The 17,060-nt window shown below is 72.0% G+C and carries 15 protein-coding genes and 1 rRNA gene; 8 read left to right on the forward strand and 8 right to left on the reverse strand.

Features of this window, described 5'->3' with window-relative positions:
* Nucleotides 1–384 (reverse strand): hypothetical protein, encoded by a 384-nt coding sequence (locus ACZ4Z1_RS39515; protein WP_468491545.1) that lies wholly within the window; start codon nt 382–384, stop codon nt 1–3.
* Between the two features lie 109 nt (nt 385–493).
* Between ACZ4Z1_RS39515 and ACZ4Z1_RS39520 the strand changes: the two genes are divergently transcribed.
* Complete coding sequence (locus ACZ4Z1_RS39520) at nt 494–841, forward strand: sterol-binding protein (protein ID WP_468491530.1); 348 nt, start codon at nt 494–496, stop codon at nt 839–841.
* A gap of 30 nt (nt 842–871) precedes the next feature.
* On the opposite strand, the gene ACZ4Z1_RS39525 is transcribed toward ACZ4Z1_RS39520, so the two are convergent.
* The 3 genes from ACZ4Z1_RS39525 to ACZ4Z1_RS39535 form a co-directional block, all read right to left on the reverse strand.
* Nucleotides 872–1,669 (reverse strand): ABC transporter ATP-binding protein, encoded by a 798-nt coding sequence (locus ACZ4Z1_RS39525; RefSeq protein WP_468491531.1) that lies wholly within the window; start codon nt 1,667–1,669, stop codon nt 872–874.
* Nucleotides 1,670–1,851: 182 nt separating this feature from the next.
* On the reverse strand, nt 1,852–2,961 hold the full coding sequence (locus ACZ4Z1_RS39530; RefSeq protein WP_468491532.1) for a FecCD family ABC transporter permease: 1,110 nt from the start codon (nt 2,959–2,961) through the stop codon (nt 1,852–1,854).
* A complete protein-coding gene (locus tag ACZ4Z1_RS39535) occupies nt 2,958–4,001 on the reverse strand; it encodes a FecCD family ABC transporter permease (RefSeq protein WP_468491533.1) in 1,044 nt (347 codons plus the stop codon). Before ACZ4Z1_RS39535 ends, ACZ4Z1_RS39530 begins: the two co-directional genes overlap by 4 nt.
* Nucleotides 4,002–4,187: 186 nt before the next feature.
* Here ACZ4Z1_RS39535 and ACZ4Z1_RS39540 point away from each other — a divergent pair, with 186 nt between their 5' ends.
* Together ACZ4Z1_RS39540 and ACZ4Z1_RS39545 are read left to right on the forward strand one after the other, a co-directional pair.
* Entirely contained in the window at nt 4,188–5,213 is a 1,026-nt protein-coding gene (locus ACZ4Z1_RS39540; protein ID WP_468491534.1) for an ABC transporter substrate-binding protein, read from the forward strand.
* Nucleotides 5,214–5,361: 148 nt separating this feature from the next.
* Nucleotides 5,362–6,252, forward strand: coding sequence for a siderophore-interacting protein (locus ACZ4Z1_RS39545; protein ID WP_468491535.1), 891 nt, complete (start codon nt 5,362–5,364; stop codon nt 6,250–6,252).
* A 168-nt stretch (nt 6,253–6,420) separates the two neighbouring features.
* On the opposite strand, the gene ACZ4Z1_RS39550 is transcribed toward ACZ4Z1_RS39545, so the two are convergent.
* Entirely contained in the window at nt 6,421–7,449 is a 1,029-nt protein-coding gene (locus tag ACZ4Z1_RS39550) for an HAD-IIA family hydrolase (protein ID WP_468491536.1), read from the reverse strand.
* Between the two features lie 142 nt (nt 7,450–7,591).
* Here ACZ4Z1_RS39550 and ACZ4Z1_RS39555 point away from each other — a divergent pair, with 142 nt between their 5' ends.
* From ACZ4Z1_RS39555 to ACZ4Z1_RS39575, 5 genes are all read left to right on the forward strand, one after another.
* On the forward strand, nt 7,592–8,854 hold the full coding sequence (locus ACZ4Z1_RS39555) for a DUF1015 family protein (RefSeq protein WP_468491537.1): 1,263 nt from the start codon (nt 7,592–7,594) through the stop codon (nt 8,852–8,854).
* A gap of 225 nt (nt 8,855–9,079) precedes the next feature.
* Entirely contained in the window at nt 9,080–10,666 is a 1,587-nt protein-coding gene (locus ACZ4Z1_RS39560; RefSeq protein ID WP_468491538.1) for a pyridoxal phosphate-dependent decarboxylase family protein, read from the forward strand.
* A 55-nt stretch (nt 10,667–10,721) separates the two neighbouring features.
* Nucleotides 10,722–12,044 (forward strand): lysine N(6)-hydroxylase/L-ornithine N(5)-oxygenase family protein, encoded by a 1,323-nt coding sequence (locus ACZ4Z1_RS39565; RefSeq protein WP_468491539.1) that lies wholly within the window; start codon nt 10,722–10,724, stop codon nt 12,042–12,044.
* Entirely contained in the window at nt 12,041–12,613 is a 573-nt protein-coding gene (locus tag ACZ4Z1_RS39570; RefSeq protein WP_468491540.1) for a GNAT family N-acetyltransferase, read from the forward strand. The genes ACZ4Z1_RS39565 and ACZ4Z1_RS39570 overlap by 4 nt, the downstream gene beginning before the upstream one ends.
* Nucleotides 12,607–14,442, forward strand: a complete 1,836-nt coding sequence (locus tag ACZ4Z1_RS39575; RefSeq protein ID WP_468491541.1) for an IucA/IucC family protein — start codon at nt 12,607–12,609, stop codon at nt 14,440–14,442. Before ACZ4Z1_RS39570 ends, ACZ4Z1_RS39575 begins: the two co-directional genes overlap by 7 nt.
* Before the next feature lie 99 nt (nt 14,443–14,541).
* Here the strand turns inward: ACZ4Z1_RS39575 and ACZ4Z1_RS39580 are convergent, their stop codons facing one another.
* The 3 genes from ACZ4Z1_RS39580 to rrf form a co-directional block, all read right to left on the reverse strand.
* Complete coding sequence (locus ACZ4Z1_RS39580; RefSeq protein ID WP_468491546.1) at nt 14,542–15,363, reverse strand: tetratricopeptide repeat protein; 822 nt, start codon at nt 15,361–15,363, stop codon at nt 14,542–14,544.
* Complete coding sequence (locus tag ACZ4Z1_RS39585; RefSeq protein WP_468491547.1) at nt 15,300–16,541, reverse strand: hypothetical protein; 1,242 nt, start codon at nt 16,539–16,541, stop codon at nt 15,300–15,302. The genes ACZ4Z1_RS39580 and ACZ4Z1_RS39585 overlap by 64 nt, the downstream gene beginning before the upstream one ends.
* Before the next feature lie 206 nt (nt 16,542–16,747).
* A 5S ribosomal RNA gene (gene rrf, locus ACZ4Z1_RS39590) occupies nt 16,748–16,864 on the reverse strand.
* Between the last annotated feature and the right edge of the window lie 196 nt (nt 16,865–17,060).

The following is a 17,060-nucleotide window of genomic DNA, read 5'->3' on the forward strand; positions in this document are numbered from 1 at the left end:
TCAGCTCCTGTTGTCGTACGTTGCGGACGGCTGCGGGGACGGAGGCGCGCCGGACGGGCCGGCGGGCCCGGGGCGCCGGTCGAGCGCGGCCAGCGCGTCGCGCAGTCCCCGGTGGACATCCTCGTACACCTCGAGGTGTCCGCTCGCGGCGAGGTGGTCGGCGTCGGCCAGGCGCCGCAGCTGGGCGTCGACGGCGGCGTCCCCGGTGGGCGTGACGACCACACCGAGCGGCTGCGGCCCGGCGGGCCCGCCCGGCCCGGTTCCGTCCGCCTCCACCTGCGGCCCGTCCGCCGCGGGCCCGTCCGCCTCGGGCCCGTCCGCCGCCTGGAGGTCCGGCTCCGGGCGCGCCGCGTCCGTACCGTCCGGCACCCGCCCGTCCGGCATCCCGCCCGCCACCGGCTCTCTCGGCTCTTCCATGCCTCGACGCTACCTCGAACCACCCGCCGACCGGGCCACCGCCCGCCCGCCCTGTTCGGGCGTATCGTCGATCTCGATGGCAACCCTCGAAGAGTGCCGTGCCGCCCTGGGCCGGCTCGCACAGAACCTCTCCGCCGCGCACGGCGACGTCCGCAGCGCGGCCGCGCTCGACCGTTCGCTGAGCTGCTGGATCACCGACCTGGACGTCACCTTCACCGGCCGGCTGGCGAACGGCACCCTGGAGGACGTCAGCAGCGTCCCCGGGCCGCCGCCCGGACGCGCCCAGATCCGCCTGACGATGCGCGGCGACGACCTGGTGGCGATGGTCGACGGCGAACTGCACTTCGCCAAGGCGTGGGGCAGCGGCCGGGTCAAGCTGGAGGCGGGCTTCCGTGACCTGCTGCGCCTGCGGGCGCTGCTCTGACCAGGGCCCGGCCGCCCGCACGTACGCCCTTCAGACCCCCGCCCGCACCTTGCGCGCCGCCGGCACGACCAGCGGCGTGCCCGTCTCCGGGTCGTCGATGACCTGGCACTTCAGGCCGAAGACCCGCTCGACGAGGTCGGCGGTGACGACCTGTTGCGGCGGTCCCTCGGCGACGATCTCGCCGCCGCGCATCGCGATCAGGTGGGTGGCATAGCGGGCGGCGTGGTTGAGGTCGTGCAGGACGGCGACGAGGGTGCGGCCCTGCTCCTCGTGGAGTTCGGCACACAGGTCCAGCACCTCGATCTGGTGCTGGATGTCGAGGTAGGTGGTCGGCTCGTCCAGCAGGAGCAGCGGCGTCTGCTGGGCGAGCGCCATGGCGATCCACACGCGCTGCCGCTGCCCGCCGGAGAGTTCGTCGACGTAGCGCTCGGCGAGTTCGCCGACGCCGGTGGCGTCCATCGACTCGCGGACGATCCGCTCGTCCTCGCCCGACCACTGGCGCAGCAGTCCCTGGTGCGGGTAGCGGCCGCGCGCGACCAGGTCGGCGACGGTGATGCCGTCGGGCGCGATGGAGGACTGCGGCAGCAGCCCGAGGGTGCGGGCGACCTTCTTGGCGGGCAGCGAGGAGATGGCCGAGCCGTCCAGCAGCACCGAGCCCGCGGCCGGCTTGAGCATCCGCGACAGGGCGCGCAGCAGCGTGGACTTGCCGCAGGCGTTCGGTCCGACGATGACCGTGAAGGACCGGTCCGGTATGGCCACCGAGAGGTCCTCGGCGATGACCCGCTGGTCGTAGGCGAGGGTCACGTTCTCGGCCGTGAGACGGCTCACTGCGTTGCTCCTTGTCGCGGTCTGCGTCGTGGGGGCCTGGGGCGGCTCGGTCGGTGTCGCGCGGGCGTGAGCGGTCCCGGTCCCGGGACCGGGAGCAGGGGCCGGTACGGACCGCCGCGGGACGTCCCGCGTACTCGTGTCCGGCCCGCCTTGAACGCTCGGACCCGGCCCGCCCCGCGTGCTCATATCCGGCCCGCCTTGCGCTCGGAGGCCAGCAGCCACAGCAGGTAGCCGCCGCCGAGCACCCCGGTGAGCACGCCCACCGGGAGCTGGTCGGCGCCGAAGACCTGCTGGGAGACCCAGTCGGCGGTGACCAGCAGGGCGGCGCCCATGAGGGCGGCGGGCAGCAGGTTGGGGCCGGGCGAGCGGGTCAGGCGGCGGGCGAGCTGCGGCGCGGTCAGGGCGAGGAAGGCGATCGGTCCGGCCGCCGCGGTGGCCGCGGCGACCAGCAGCACGGCCGCCGTCAGCAGGACGACGCGTACGCGGGTGACGCGGACGCCCAGCGCGTACGCGGCGTCGTCGCCCATCTCCAGCATGCGCAGCGGCCGTCCGTACAGCAGGGCCGGCGGGATCAGGACGGCGCAGACGATGGCCAGCGGCCAGACCTGGTCCCAGTCGCGGCCGCTGAGGGTGCCGGTCATCCAGGTGACGGCCTGGGTCGCCTCGACGATGTTCGCCTTGGTCATCAGGTACAGGACCATCGCGTAGAGCATGGCGGCGGCGCCGATGCCGACGAGGACGAAGCGGTAGCCGTGGATGCCGCCCTTCCAGGCCAGCAGGAAGATCGCCAGCCCGGTGACGATGCCGCCGCCGACCGAGCCGGCGGCGATGGCGAAGGTGCCGCCCTGGAAGAAGACGATGACGAGCAGCGCGCCGACCGTCGAGCCCTGGGAGAAGCCGAGGACGTCGGGGCTGCCGAGCGGGTTGCGGGAGACGGCCTGGAAGACGGCGCCGGCGATCCCGAAGGCGGCGCCGACCAGCAGTCCGACCAGGACCCGCGGCAGCCGCAGGTCGTTGACGATGAACTCCTGCGCGGTGGTGCCGGATCCGGTGAGGGTGGCGAGGACGTCCGCCGGGCTCATCGGGAAGTCGCCGGTGCCGATCAGCAGGACGCTCGCGAACAGGGCCACGGCCGCCAGCAGCACGGCGACGACGAGGGTGCGCACGTCCAGGCGCACGGACAGCCCGCCGGCGGTGCGTACGGCCCGTACTGCCCTGCCGGTCCCGGCGGCGGCCCGGCCGGTCGCCGCGGAGTCGTTCCGGTCGGTGCCGGTCTTGACGGTGGAACTCACAGCTGGGCCATCCTCCGACGCCGTACGAGGTAGATGAAGACCGGGCCGCCGACGACGGCCGTCACGATGCCGACCTGGATCTCGCCGGGCCGGGCCACGACGCGCCCCAGGACGTCGGCGCCGAGCAGCAGGACCGGCGAGAGGACCGCCGAGTACGGCAGGATCCACCGCAGGTCGGGGCCGGTGACGGCGCGGACGACGTGCGGGACCATCAGGCCGACGTAGACGATCGGGCCGCAGGCGGCGGTCGCGCCGCCGCACAGCAGGGTGACGGCGACCATGGCCAGCACCCGGGTGCGGGTCAGCCGGGCGCCCAGGGCGCGCGCCTGGTCGTCGCCGAGCGCGATGGCGTTCAGGGGGCGCCCGACGGCGAGTGCCAGTACGGCTCCGGCCAGCAGGAACGGCGCGACCTCCTGCACGGTGGTCATGGTGGCGGAGGCCAGCGAGCCGACCGTCCAGAAGCGCATCCGGTCCAGCGCCGCGGTGTCCAGGAGGTTGACGGCGTTGATGTAGCCGATCAGTACGGCGCTCAGGGCGGTGCCGGCGAGTGCGAGCCGTACGGGGGTGGCGCTGCGGGTGCCGCCGAGCACGTACACGGCGACCGAGACGACCGCGGCGCCGAGGAAGGCGAACCACACGTACCCGGTCAGTGAGGTGATCCCCAGGAAGCTGATGGCGGAGACGACGGCCGCGGAGGCGCCCGCGTTGATGCCGAGGACGCCCGGGTCGGCGAGGGGGTTGCGGGTCAGGGCCTGCATCACCGTGCCGGCCAGCCCCAGGGCCGCGCCGGCCAGCAGGCCGAGGAGGGTGCGCGGCAGGCGTACGTCCCGTACGACCACGTCGGTGTCGTCGCCCGTGTAGTGGAAGAGGGCGTGCCACACCTGGTCGAGGGGTACCTGTTTCGCGCCGACGGCGATGCCCAGGGCGGTGACGACGACCAGTACGCCGACGGAGGCGACGAGCCCCGCCGAGCGAGTGATCTGCCGCCGCCGCGGCGCCGCGGGGGCGTTTGCTGCTTCGGGGGGACTGTCAACCAACACGGGAGTTAGGTTAGCCTACCCTCACGATCAGACATCAAGTCGTTCCGCAGGGCCTTTTACCGGCCCTTTGCCGTCCGTCCTGAAGTCCGACCGGAAACGTACCGAAGACCGTGAACGACCGGCTGAAGTCCCGTCAAGCCCTGCCGGCCGTGCCGAGGCCCCAGCCCAGAGAGAAGCACTACAGCCATGAGCACCTCCCGCAGCGTATCCCTGTCCCGACGCGGTGTCCTCGCCGCCGGTGGCGCCGTCGGCATCGGCGCCCTCCTCGCCGCCTGCGGAGGCGGCAAGGACTCGGGCTCCAAGGGGAGCGTCAAGGGCGGTGCCTGGTCCTTCACCGACGACCGCAAGAAGAAGGTCTCCCTCGACCACACGCCGCAGCGCATCGTCGCCTTCACCGGCACTGCGGCCGCCCTGTACGACTTCGGCATCGACCAGCAGGTCGTCGGCGTCTTCGGCCCGACCAAGCTCAAGAACGGCAAGGCCGACCCGCAGGCCGGCGACATCGACGTCGACCGGGTCACCGTCATCGGCAACGCCTACAACCAGTTCGCGGTCGAGAAGTACGCGGGCCTCAATCCCGACCTGCTGATCACCAACATGTACGAGCCGAACGCCCTGTGGTTCGTGCCGGAGGAGAGCAAGGACAAGATCACCAAGCTGGCCGAGTCGGTGGCGATCACCTCGGCCCGGGTCCCGCTGGTGAAGATCATCGAGCGGTACGCCGAGCTGGCGCAGTCCCTCGGCGCCGACCTGAAGGCCAAGAAGGTCACCGACGCCAAGGCCCGCTTCGAGAAGGCCGCCGCCGAGCTGCGCAAGGCCGCCAAGGCCAACCCGGTCCGGGTGCTCGCCTGCTCCGGCAGCGCCGACCTCTTCTACGCCTCCAACCCCGGCATCAACTCCGACATCATGTACTACAAGTCCCTGGGCGTGGACATCATCGTGCCGGACAACCTGGACAAGGGCGGCTACTTCGAGAACCTGAGCTGGGAGAACGCCGACAAGTACCCGGCCGACGTGCTCATGCTCGACAACCGCACCTCCGCCCTCCAGCCCAAGGACCTGGCCGCCAAGCCCGCCTGGAACAAGCTGCCCGCCGTCAAGGCCGGCCAGGTCACCGGCTGGTCGAGCGAGCCGCGCTTCTCCTACGCGGGCGCCGCGCCGCTGATCGAAGAGCTCACCAAGGCCATCCAGAACGCCAAGAAGGTCGCCTGACGCCGTACCGCCGCCGTACCGGCCGCACGGCAGCACACCGGCCGGTACGGCAGCACACGGGCCGCCACCGGCACCGCACCGGCCGGTAACGGCACCCGCCCCGCCCCCACCGCAGTCACCGAGTCACGGTTCCGGGAGGTTCCTCCGCATGACCACGACCGCCGCACCCGCCACCACCCCGTTCCGCTTCTTCGACGTGCACGTCGTGCGCACCCGGCGGCTCGGGCCCTCCATGGTCCGGATCACCTTCGGCGGCGAACGGCTGGGCGAACTGGCCTCCGGCGGCCGTGACCAGCGCTTCAAACTCTTCCTCCCGCAGGCCCACCAGTCCGCGCCGGTCTTCGCCGACCAGGGCGAGAACTGGTACCCCGCCTGGCGCGCCCAGGACCCGGCCGAGCGGCCGCTGATGCGCTCGTACACCATCCGCGAGCAGCGCCACGAGCCCGCCGAGATCGACGTGGACTTCGCGCTCCACGGCGCGGACGCCCCGGGCGCCGCGGCCGGCGGCCCGGCCTCCCGCTGGGCGGCGTCCGCCGAGCCCGGCGACCGCGTCTCGGTCCTCGGCCCGGCCGTCGAGGACAACGGCGGCGTCGACTTCCGCCCGCCGCCCGGCACCGACTGGATCCTGCTGACCGGCGACGAGACGGCGCTGCCCGCGGTGGCCGGCATCCTGGCCTGGCTCTCCCCCGGCACCCAGGCCAAGGTCTTCCTGTCCGTCGCCCACGCGGCCGACCGCCAGGACCTGCCCACCTTCGCGGACGCGGACATCACCTGGCTCGCGGCCGACGAGCGGTCGGCGGACGGGCGGGACGCCCTGCTGGAGGCGGTACGCGCCGCCGAGCTGCCCGAAGGCACGCCGTACGCCTGGATCGCGGGCGAGGCGGGCAACGTGAAGGCGCTGCGCCGGCACCTCGTGCGGGAGCGCGCGTTCGACCGCCGGGCCGTGAAGTTCACCGGCTACTGGCGGCGCGGCGCCAGCGAGGAGGACCTGCTCGCGGAGTACGTGGCGGGCACGGCGGCCGCCACCGACGAGGACTGAGACTCTTCGCCGCACCCCCGGCCGGAGCCATGGCACAGGCTCTGCCCCGGAGGTGACCCCCATACCGTGCGAGTACGACGGTCCGTACACGCACCCGAGGGAGGGGCCCCGCTCGGCACCGAGCGAGGCCCCTCCCTCCTTCGTGCGCCGCCCGCCGCGGCGCGCGCGTCACAGCCCGAGCCGCGCCAGCGCCTTCCCCGCGTCGGCGTCGCAACTGCCGTCTCCCGCCGCCGTCCAGGCCGCCGCGCACAGCGCCCGCAGGCCGTCCAGCGGCGCGCCCTCACCGTCCAGCGCCAGTACGCCGTCCCGTACGGACGCGGTCCAGCCGCCGCACCGGAAGCCGCCGTCCGCCTCCCCGGACACCTCCGGCTGCGGACCGAGCAGGCCGCGCAGGTCCGCGTCGACGTACGTGGGGCGGTGCTGCGGCGGCGCGGCCAGCAGCTCGGCGGCGGTGGTCACACCGGTCAGCACCAGCAGCGAGTCCACGCCGCCGTTGTAGGCGCCCTCGATGTCCGTGTCGAGCCGGTCGCCGACCACCAGCGGCCGCTGCGCACCGGTCCGCAGCACCGTCTCGCGGTGCATGGGCGTCTCCGGCTTGCCCGCCACCTGGGGCGTACCGCCGGTGGCGGTCCGTACGACCTCCACCAGAGCGCCGTTGCCGGGCGCGATCCCGCGCTCCTTCGGGATCGTCAGGTCGGTGTTCGAGGCGAACCAGGGCACGCCGCGCTGGACGGCGTACGCGGCTTCCGCCAGCCGTTCCCAGTCCAGTTTCGGGTCGAATCCCTGCACCACCGCGGCCGGGTCGTCCTCCGCGGAGTCCACCGGCACCAGCCCGCGCTCGCGCAGCGCCACCCGCAGGCCCTCGCCGCCGACCGCCAGCACCCGTGCGCCCTCGGGCACCTGTCCGGCGATCAGCCGGGCGACCGCCTGCGCCGAGGTGATGACGTCCGTCGGGCCGGTGGGCAGCCCGTATCCGGTGAGCTGGTCCGCGACCGTGTCCGGGGTCCGGGAGGCGTTGTTGGTCACGTACGCCAGGTGCATACCGCCGTCCCGGGCCGTGGTGAGCGACGCGACGGCGTGGTCGATCGCCGAGCCGCCGGCGTAGACGACTCCGTCCAGGTCCAGCAGCGCCGTGTCGTACGCCGCGCTCAGTGCCCGTTCGCACTGTCCGGGCTGCTTGCGCACCCGCTCGCTCATGCCGTTTCGCTCCTTCTGCACACAGGTACTCAGGGGGATCCGCGGGCTCCGCGAAACGGAACCCGGCCTACCGATATATCCAGCCGGACAACGGTTTCCCCCCGATCATCCCGCACTCCGTGAGGCGGCATAGCATGCCCCAATGACCAGCACCGACGGCCTCCGCCTCCACCCCTTCCGCGGGCTGCGCTACGCCCCGGACCGCGTCAGCAGCCTCACGGCCGTCACCTCGCCGCCGTACGACGTCGTCGTACGGCCGGACGGTGTGCGCCACCTCGAAACGGCCGACCCGTACAACATCGTGCGGCTGATCCTCCCGCAGGCACCCGACCCCGCCACCCGGCACCGCCAGGCCGCCGAGACGCTGCGCCGCTGGCGCGCGCAGGGCGTCCTGGCGGCCGACGACCGGCCCGCGCTCTACGTGTACGAGCAGAGCAAGGGCGGCCTCCTGCAGCGCGGCCTGATCGGCGCGCTCGAACTCAACGGTCCCGTGCTGCCGCACGAGGACGTGATCCCCGAGGTCGTCGAGGACCGCGCCGCGCTGATGCGCGAGGCCGCCGCCAACTTCGAGCCGCTGCTCCTGTCCTACGTCGGCCAGGGCACCGGCAACGGCGCCACCGGCGTCATCGAACGGACCGTCCTCACCACGCCGCTGCTCGCCACCACCACCGAGGACGGCTTCGCCCACCGGCTGTGGGCCGTCACCGACCCCGCCGAACTGGCCGCCGTCGACGAGGACCTCGCCCTGCGGCACGCCCTGATCGCCGACGGGCACCACCGCTGGGCCACCTACCAGCGGCTGCGCGACGAGCACCCCGGCGACGGCGCTGTCAATCCGTGGGCGACCGGGCTGGTGCTGCTGGTGGACTCCGCCCGCCATCCGCTCCAGGTACGGGCCATCCACCGCGTGCTGCCGCACGTCCCGCTCGACGAGGCACTGGCCGGAGTCGGTGACGCCTTCCGCGTCCGCCCGGTGGAGGGACCGCTCGACGCGGCCCTGGCCGCACTGGACGAGACGCACGGCAACGCCTTCCTGCTGTCCTCGGGTCCCGAGCGGTTCTGTCTGCTGGACCGGCCCGACGCGGCACTGCTCGACCGTACGGTCCGCCGCGACCGGCCGGCGGCATGGCGCGGGCTGGACGCCACCGTGCTGCACTCGGTCCTGCTGGACGAGGTGTGGCGGGTCCGTGACCACTCGACGGAGATCAGCTATCTGCACCGCGCCGGGGACGCCGTCGAGCAAGCGGCGAAGCGCGGCGGTACGGCCGTGCTGCTGCGCCCGGTACCGGAGCAAACGGTGCGCCAACTCGCGCTGGACGGAGTGACCATGCCGCGCAAGTCGACGTCCTTCGGCCCCAAGCCGGCCACCGGTCTGGTGCTGCGCGTCCTGGACGACAACGCCTGACTCCGGCCGTACCGGACTCCCTGACGCCCGTACGAGGCCCGGCGCGCCTTCCTGCGCCGGTGCTACGGCACCCCTTGCTCACCCGCCACAGAGGTTAGGTTAGGCTTACCTCATCACGTAAGCGGATGGAGCCGTTCCCCCCTGCGCGACAGTCTCCTGCCCCAGCGCGGGCGTTCCATGCGCATCCCCCCACGTGAGCAAGTCCGCATCAGGGAGGACACGTTCATGAGTCCCCTCGCGCACTCCGCCGAGGACCCGTCGCCCACCGCACGCAGCGGGGCGCCGGACAGCCGTTCACAGCTGTTCAACAACAGCACCGCCCAGCACTACCGCCGCTCCGTCGCCGAAGGCGTCGACCGCATAGCGGATAAAATATCCCGTACCGAACGCCCCTTCACCGGCGTCACGGTCGACGGCCTGACCCCCACCGTGGCCGGCATCGACCTCGAACAGCCACTGCACGACCCCGCCGCCGCGCTGGACGAACTCGAAGAGGTCTACCTCCGCGACGCGGTCTACTTCCACCACCCGCGCTACCTCGCGCACCTCAACTGCCCGGTCGTCATCCCCGCCCTGGTGGGCGAGGCGGTGCTCTCCGCGGTCAACTCCTCGCTGGACACCTGGGACCAGAGCGCCGGCGGCACCCTCATCGAGCGCCGCCTGATCGACTGGACCGCCCGGCGCATCGGCCTCGGCGAGCGCGCCGACGGCATCTTCACCAGCGGCGGTACGCAGTCCAACCTCCAGGCCATGCTGCTCGCCCGCGACGAGGCGTGCCGCAACGCCCTGGCCCGTGAGAACGTTCCGGACGAATCCACCCCGGGCGCCACAACTCCGGTACGCCGTACCGACATCCTGCCCCGGCTGCGCATCCTCGCCTCCCAGGTCGGCCACTTCAGCATCGAGAAGGCCGCCACCCTGCTGGGCCTCGGCGCGGAAGCCGTCATCGCGGTGCCGTGCGGCCCGGACAAGCGGATGCGGGCCGACGCGCTCGCCGCCGAACTCGCGCGCTGCGAGGCCGAGGGCCTGATCCCGATGGCGGTCGTCGCGACCGCCGGCACCACCGACTTCGGCAGCATCGACCCGCTGCCCGAGGTCGCCGACCTGTGCGCCCGGTACGGCGCCTGGATGCACGTGGACGCCGCGTACGGCTGCGGCCTGCTGGTCTCGCGCCGCCGCGCCCTCCTGGACGGCATCGAGCGCGCCGACTCGGTGACGGTGGACTACCACAAGTCCTTCTTCCAGCCGGTCAGCTCCAGCGCCGTCCTGGTACGCGACCACGCCACCCTGCGGCACGTCACGTACCACGCGGACTACCTCAACCCGGCACGGATGGCCGAGCGCCGCATCCCCAACCAGGTCGACAAATCGATCCAGACCACCCGCCGGTTCGACGCGCTCAAACTCTGGCTGACCCTGCGCACCATGGGCGCCGACGGCATCGGCGAACTCTTCGACGAGGTCGTGGACCGCGCCGCCGACGCCTGGAAACTCCTCAACGACGACCCGCGCTTCGAGGTCGTGGTCGAGCCCCAGCTCAGCACCCTGGTCTTCCGCTACCTGCCGTACGCCGACGACCGGGACCCGGTGCTGAGCGACGAGGTCAACCTGCACGCCAGGGAAGCGCTGTTCGCCTCCGGGGACGCCATCGTCGCGGGCACCGTCGTCGACGGCCGCCACTACCTGAAGTTCACCCTGCTCAACCCCGAGACCACGCTGGCCGACATCGCCACGGTCCTCGACCTGATCGCCGAGCACGCCGGCGCGTACCTCGCCGCGCGCCCCGAACCGGCCCTCAGCGCCGCGAGCTGACCGTCCCGCCGACCGGCCCCGCCGCCGACCGACACCCCGCAAACGGAGACCCCACGTGTCCGCCCCTCACGACTTCATCGCCATCGGCCTCGGGCCCTTCAACCTCGGCCTCGCCTGCCTGACCGAGCCCATCGACGAGCTCGACGGCCTGTTCCTGGACAACAAACCGTCCTTCGACTGGCACCCGGGCATGATGCTGGAGACCAGCACCCTCCAGGTGCCCTTCATGGCCGACCTGGTCACCCTCGCCGACCCCACCTCCCCGTTCTCCTTCCTGAACTACCTGAAGGAATCGGGACGGATGTACTCCTTCTACATCCGCGAGAGCTTCTACCCGCTGCGCGCCGAGTACAACGACTACTGCCGCTGGGCCGCCGCCAAGCTGGACACCGTCCGCTTCGGCCACCAGGTCACCACCGTCGAGTACGACGAATCCGAGCAGGTCTACGTCGTCCACGCCGACCACCTGCCCACCGGCGAGAAGAAGACCTACCGCGCCCGCAAGCTGGTCCTCGGCACCGGCACCCCGCCGCACATCCCCGAAGCCTGCCAGGGCCTCGGCGGTGACCTCCTGCACAACGCGGACTACCTGGAGAACAAGGCCGCCCTCCAGGCCAAGGACTCCATCACCATCGTCGGCAGCGGCCAGAGCGCCGCGGAGATCTACTACGACCTCCTCCAGGACATCGACAGCCACGGCTACCACCTGACCTGGGCCACCCGCTCCCCCCGGTTCTTCCCCCTCGAATACACCAAGCTCACCCTGGAGATGACGTCCCCGGAGTACGTGGACTACTTCCACGCGCTGCCCGCGGCCACCCGCGACCGGCTCAACGCCTCGCACAAGAACCTCTACAAGGGCATCGACTCCGAGCTGATCAACGACATCTTCGACCTGCTCTACCAGAAGAACCTGCACGGCCCCTGCCCCACCCGGCTGCTCACCAACACGGCACTGAACGAAGCCGGTTACGACGCGGCCTCCGGCACGTACACCCTCGGCCTGCGCCAGGAGGAACAGGGCCAGGACTTCACCCTCGCCACCCAGGGCCTGGTCCTGGCCACCGGATACCGGTACGAGACACCGAAGTTCCTCGCCCCGCTCACCGACCGCATCGCCTGGGACGACGCCGGACGCTACGCGGTCGCCCGCAACTACAGCGTCGACACCGCGGGCCGCGACATCTTCGTGCAGAACGCCGAGCTGCACACCCACGGCTTCGTCACCCCCGACCTGGGCATGGCCGCGTACCGCAATTCCTGCATCATCCGCGAGCTGCTCGGCCGCGAGTACTACCCGGTCGAGAAGTCCATCGCCTTCCAGGAGTTCGCCGCCCCGTCCGGTCCGCACCACCCCGTGGAGGTCACGCCCGTATGACCGCGCCCGTCTTCACCCGCACCCACGCCTCGCTCGGCGAGTTCGCGCTGCGCCCGGTCGACCCGGCCGGCGACGCGGAGCTGCTGCACGGCTGGGTCACCCACCCCAAAGCCGTCTACTGGATGATGCAGGACGCGGACCTGGCAGCCGTGGAGAAGGAGTTCGCGCGCATCGACGCCGATCCTTACCACGACGCCTTCATCGGCCTGCACAACGGCGTCCCCGCCTTCCTGATGGAGCGCTACGACCCCGCGCACCGCGAGGTGACCGAGGTCCACGAGGCCGCGCCCGGCGACATCGGCATGCACTTCCTGACCGCGCCCACCGACACCCCGGTGCACGGCTTCACCCTCGCCGTGATCACCACCGTCATGGACATGCTGTTCGCCGAGCCCGGCAACCGGCGCGTCGTCGTCGAACCGGCCACCGGCAACACCGCGGTGCACGCCCTGAACAAGGCCGTCGGCTTCGAGATCGTCCGCACCGTCACGCTGCCCAAGGGCGAGGCGTACCTGAGCACCTGCACCCGCGACCAGTTCCTGGCCGCCCGAGGAGAAAACCCATGCTGAACCCCACCGCGGACACCACCTCGGCCCCTGTCGGGACCACAGCCCGCGACGCCGTCCGCCACCTCACCCCCGAACTGTGGGCGCGCGCCAACCGCCTCCTCGTACGCAAGGCCCTCGCCGAGTTCGCCCACGAGCGCCTGCTGACACCGCAGCGGCTGCCCGAGGACGGCCACTACGTCGTCCGCAGCGACGACGACCGTGTCGAGTACCGCTTCACCGCCCGCCGGCTGAGCCTGGACCACTGGCACATCGACGCCGACGACATCACCCGCCGCCGCGACGGCGTCGAGGTCCCCCTGGACGCCCTCGACTTCTTCATCGAGCTGCGCCGCACCCTCGCCCTCAGCGACGACATCCTCCCCGTCTACCTGGAGGAGATCAGCTCCACCCTCTCCGGTACCGCGTACAAGCTGGCCGCGGGCCCCAGGGCCGCCGCCGAACTGGCGAAGGCGGACTTCCAGACGGTCGAGACGGGGATGTCCGAGGGCCACCCGTGCTTCGTCGCCAACAACGGCCGCCTCGGCTTCGGCGTGCACGAATACCACGCCTACGCCCCCGAGGCCGCGCACCCCGTCCACCTCATCTGGCTGGCCGCGCGCCGCGACCGCTCGACCTTCACCGCGGGCGAAGGCCTGGACTACGACCGGCTGATCGAGGACGAGCTGGGCGGCCCCACCCTGGAGCGGTTCGCCACCACCCTGCGCGACCTCGGCCTGGACCCGGCGGACTACCACCTGATCCCCGTCCACCCGTGGCAGTGGTGGAACAAGCTCTCCGTCACCTTCGCCGCCGAGGTCGCCCAGCAGCACCTGGTCTGCCTCGGCCCCGGCGACGACGCCTACCTGGCGCAGCAGTCCATCCGGACGTTCTTCAACACCAGCGACCCGTCGAAGCACTACGTCAAGACGGCGCTGTCGGTCCTCAACATGGGCTTCATGCGCGGCCTGTCCGCCGCCTACATGGAGGCCACCCCGGCCATCAACGACTGGCTGGCGGGCCTGATCGCGAGCGACGAGACGTTCCGGGCCGCCCGCTTCTCGATCATCCGCGAGCGCGCCGCCATCGGCTACCACCACCGCCAGTACGAGGCTGCCACCGCCAAGGGCTCCCCGTACCTGAAGATGCTCGCCGCCCTGTGGCGCGAGAGCCCGGTACCCACCCTCGAACCGGGCCAGCGGGTGGCCACCATGGCGTCCCTGCTGCACACCGACCCCGAAGGCGGCTCGCTGGCCGCGGCCCTCATCGAGGAGTCCGGCCTGGCGCCCGCGGACTGGCTCCGCCGCTACGTGGACGCCTACCTCACGCCCGTCCTGCACGCGTTCTACGCGTACGACCTGGTCTTCATGCCGCACGGCGAGAACGTCATCCTGGTCATCGAGGACGGCACCGTCCAGCGCGCGATCTTCAAGGACATCGCCGAGGAGATCGCCGTCATGGACCCGGACGCGGTCCTGCCGCCGGCCGTCGAGCGCATCCGCGCCGACGTCCCCGAGGACAAGAAGCTCCTCTCCCTCTTCACGGACGTCTTCGACTGCTTCTTCCGCTTCCTGAGCGGCATCCTCGTCACGAACGACGTGCTGGACGAGGACACCTTCTGGCGTACGGTCGCCGACTGCGTGACCGCCTACCAGGAGGCCAACCCGCAGCTCGCCGACAAGTTCCGGCAGTACGACATGTTCGCGGACGAGTTCGCGCTGTCCTGCCTGAACCGCCTCCAGCTGCGCAACAACGAGCAGATGGTGGACCTCCAGGACCCGGCGGGCGCCCTCCAGCTGATCGGCACGCTGCAGAACCCGATCGCCCGCTTCGCCCCGGCCGGGGAGGCGTGACCTCCGCGTACGTCTGAGTCGTACATATGAGTGAGGGCGGGACCCGGCCGGGTCCCGCCCTCACTCATGTACCGTCACGCGGCCGGGGCCGCCATGGCGTCAGCCCTGCTCGGGGCGCTCTTCGCGGGGGACGTCCGTGGGGGCGCCGCCTTCGGAGGAGTCCTGCTGCCCGGAGGCGGCGGCCTCGGCCTCGGGGGCCTCGTCCGCGTTCTCGTCCTCGTCGATCTCGTCCTCGTCCGCGTCCTCCAGCGCGTCCGTGAACTCCACGCCGTCCAGCTCGGCCAGCCGGTCCGAGGCGTTCGTGGTGCCGCCCTGGTCGGCCTCCAGCGCCTTGGCGAACCACTCGCGTGCCTCGTCCTCGCGGCCGACCTCCAGCAGCGCGTCGGCGTACGCGTAACGCAGGCGGGCGGTCCACGGCTGTACGGAGTTCGACGCCAGCTCGGAGCTCTGCAGCGTCACCACGGCCGCGTCGGTCTGGCCCATGTCACGCCGGGCGCCGGCCGCGACCAGCCGCATCTCGACCTGGCCGGCCCGGTCCAGCTTCTGCACCTCGGGCTCACCGGCCATCGCCAGGGCCTTCTCCGGCCGGCCGAGACCGCGCTCGCAGTCGGCCATCACGGGCCACAGCTCCACACTGCCGGTCATCCGCCGCGACGCGCGGAACTCCGCCAGCGCCTCGCCGTACTTCCCGACGGCGTACGCGGCGAAACCGGCCGCCTCGCGCACGGCGGGGACACGCGACGCGAGCCGCAGCGCCACCCGCGAGTAGCCGTACGCCTGCTCCGGGTCCTCGTCGAGCAGCTTGGCCACCATGACCAGATTCCTGGCCACGTCGTCGGCGAGTGTCTTGGGCAGGCTCAGCAGCTCCTGCCGTACATCCTTGTCGATCTCGTCGCCCGTGACGTCGTCCGGGATCGGCAGCCGCTTGATCGGCTCCCGGTCCCGCCGGTCGTCCCGGCGGTCGTCCCGCCGGAAACCGCCACGGTCGCCGTCGCGGCGGTCGTCCCGCCGGTCGTCGCGGCCGCGCCCGGCACCGTACGGGCGGCGCCCGCCACGGTCGTCGTCCCGGCGGAAGCCACCGCGGTCGTCGTCCCGGCGCGGACCGCGGTCGTCACGCCGGAATCCACCCCGGTCGCCGTCGCGGCGGTCGTCGCGACGCGGGGCGCGGTCGTCGCGACGGAACCCGCCGCGGTCGTCGTCCCGCCGGAAGCTGCCACGGTCGTCGTCGCGACGCGGGCCACGCGGACGGTCGTCACGCCGGTCGTCCCGACGGAAACCACCACGATCGTCGTCACGGCGGGGGCCGCGGTCGTCGCGGGGGAAGCCGCCACGGTCGTTGCCGCGCCGGTCGTCACGCCGGAAACCGCCACGGTCGTCATCACGACGGGGGGCACGGTCATCGCGGCGGAAGCCGCCGCCGCGGTCGTCACGCCGGTCGTTGTCGCGGCGGAAGCCGCCACGGTCGTCGTCCCGGCGCGGGGCACGGTCGTCACGCCGGAAGCCACCGCGGTCGTCGTCCCGGCGCGGGGCACGGTCGTCACGCCGGAAGCCACCGCGGTCGTCGTCCCGGCGCGGGGCACGGTCGTCGCGGGGGAAGCCGCCACGGTCGTTGCCACGCCGGTCGTCACGCCGGAACCCGCCGCGGTCGTCGTCCCGCCGGAAGCTGCCACGGTCGTCATCGCGACGCGGGCCACGCGGACGGTCGTCACGCCGGTCGTCCCGACGGAAACCACCACGGTCGTCGTCACGGCGCGGACCACGGTCATCGCGACGGAAGCTGCCGCCGCGGTCGTCATCGCGGCGGGGGCCGCGAGGAGCGCGGTCGTCGCGCGAGAAGCCGGGACGGTCGTCGCGGCGGAAGCCACCGCGGTCGTCGTCCCGGCGCGGGGCACGGTCGTCGCGGGGGAAGCCGCCACGGTCGTTGCCGCGCCGGTCGTCACGCCGGTCATCCCGACGGAAACCACCACGGTCGTCATCACGGCGCGGACCACGGTCATCGCGACGGAAGCTCCCGCCGCGGTCATCCCGGCGGCCGCCGCCGAAGCCACCGCCAGAGGGCCGACCGCCCCGGTCGTCCCGGCGCGGGGCACGGTCGTCACGCCGGAATCCGCCGCGGTCACCGCCCTCGCGCCGCTGCGGCCGGCGCTCCGAACGATCGTCGGAAGAGTTGGGGGACATCGACGTGACTCCTGTCTTCGGTACTGCGAACATTCTCGCGCACCGACCACTCCGGCGCGCTTCGGCAAAACAAAAAAGGACCCTCAGCCCCAGCGTGAACGCTGGGACCAAGGGTCCTCCAAAGATTGTTCGGCGGCGTCCTACTCTCCCACAGGGTCCCCCCTGCAGTACCATCGGCGCGGAAAGGCTTAGCTTCCGGGTTCGGAATGTAACCGGGCGTTTCCCTAACGCTATGACCACCGAAACCCTATCGGGTTCTAGCGAACAAGCACACTCTTCAATTAAAAGAATGAAACAGTGGAACTTGGTTCAACCGACGCTGCGACTGTTCGCAACCCGGGAACCACACAGTGGACGCGAGCAACTGAGGACAAGCCCTCGGCCTATTAGTACCAGTCAACTCCACCCGTTACCGGGCTTCCATATCTGGCCTATCAACC

The organism is Streptomyces sp. NPDC030165, from assembly GCF_055573595.1.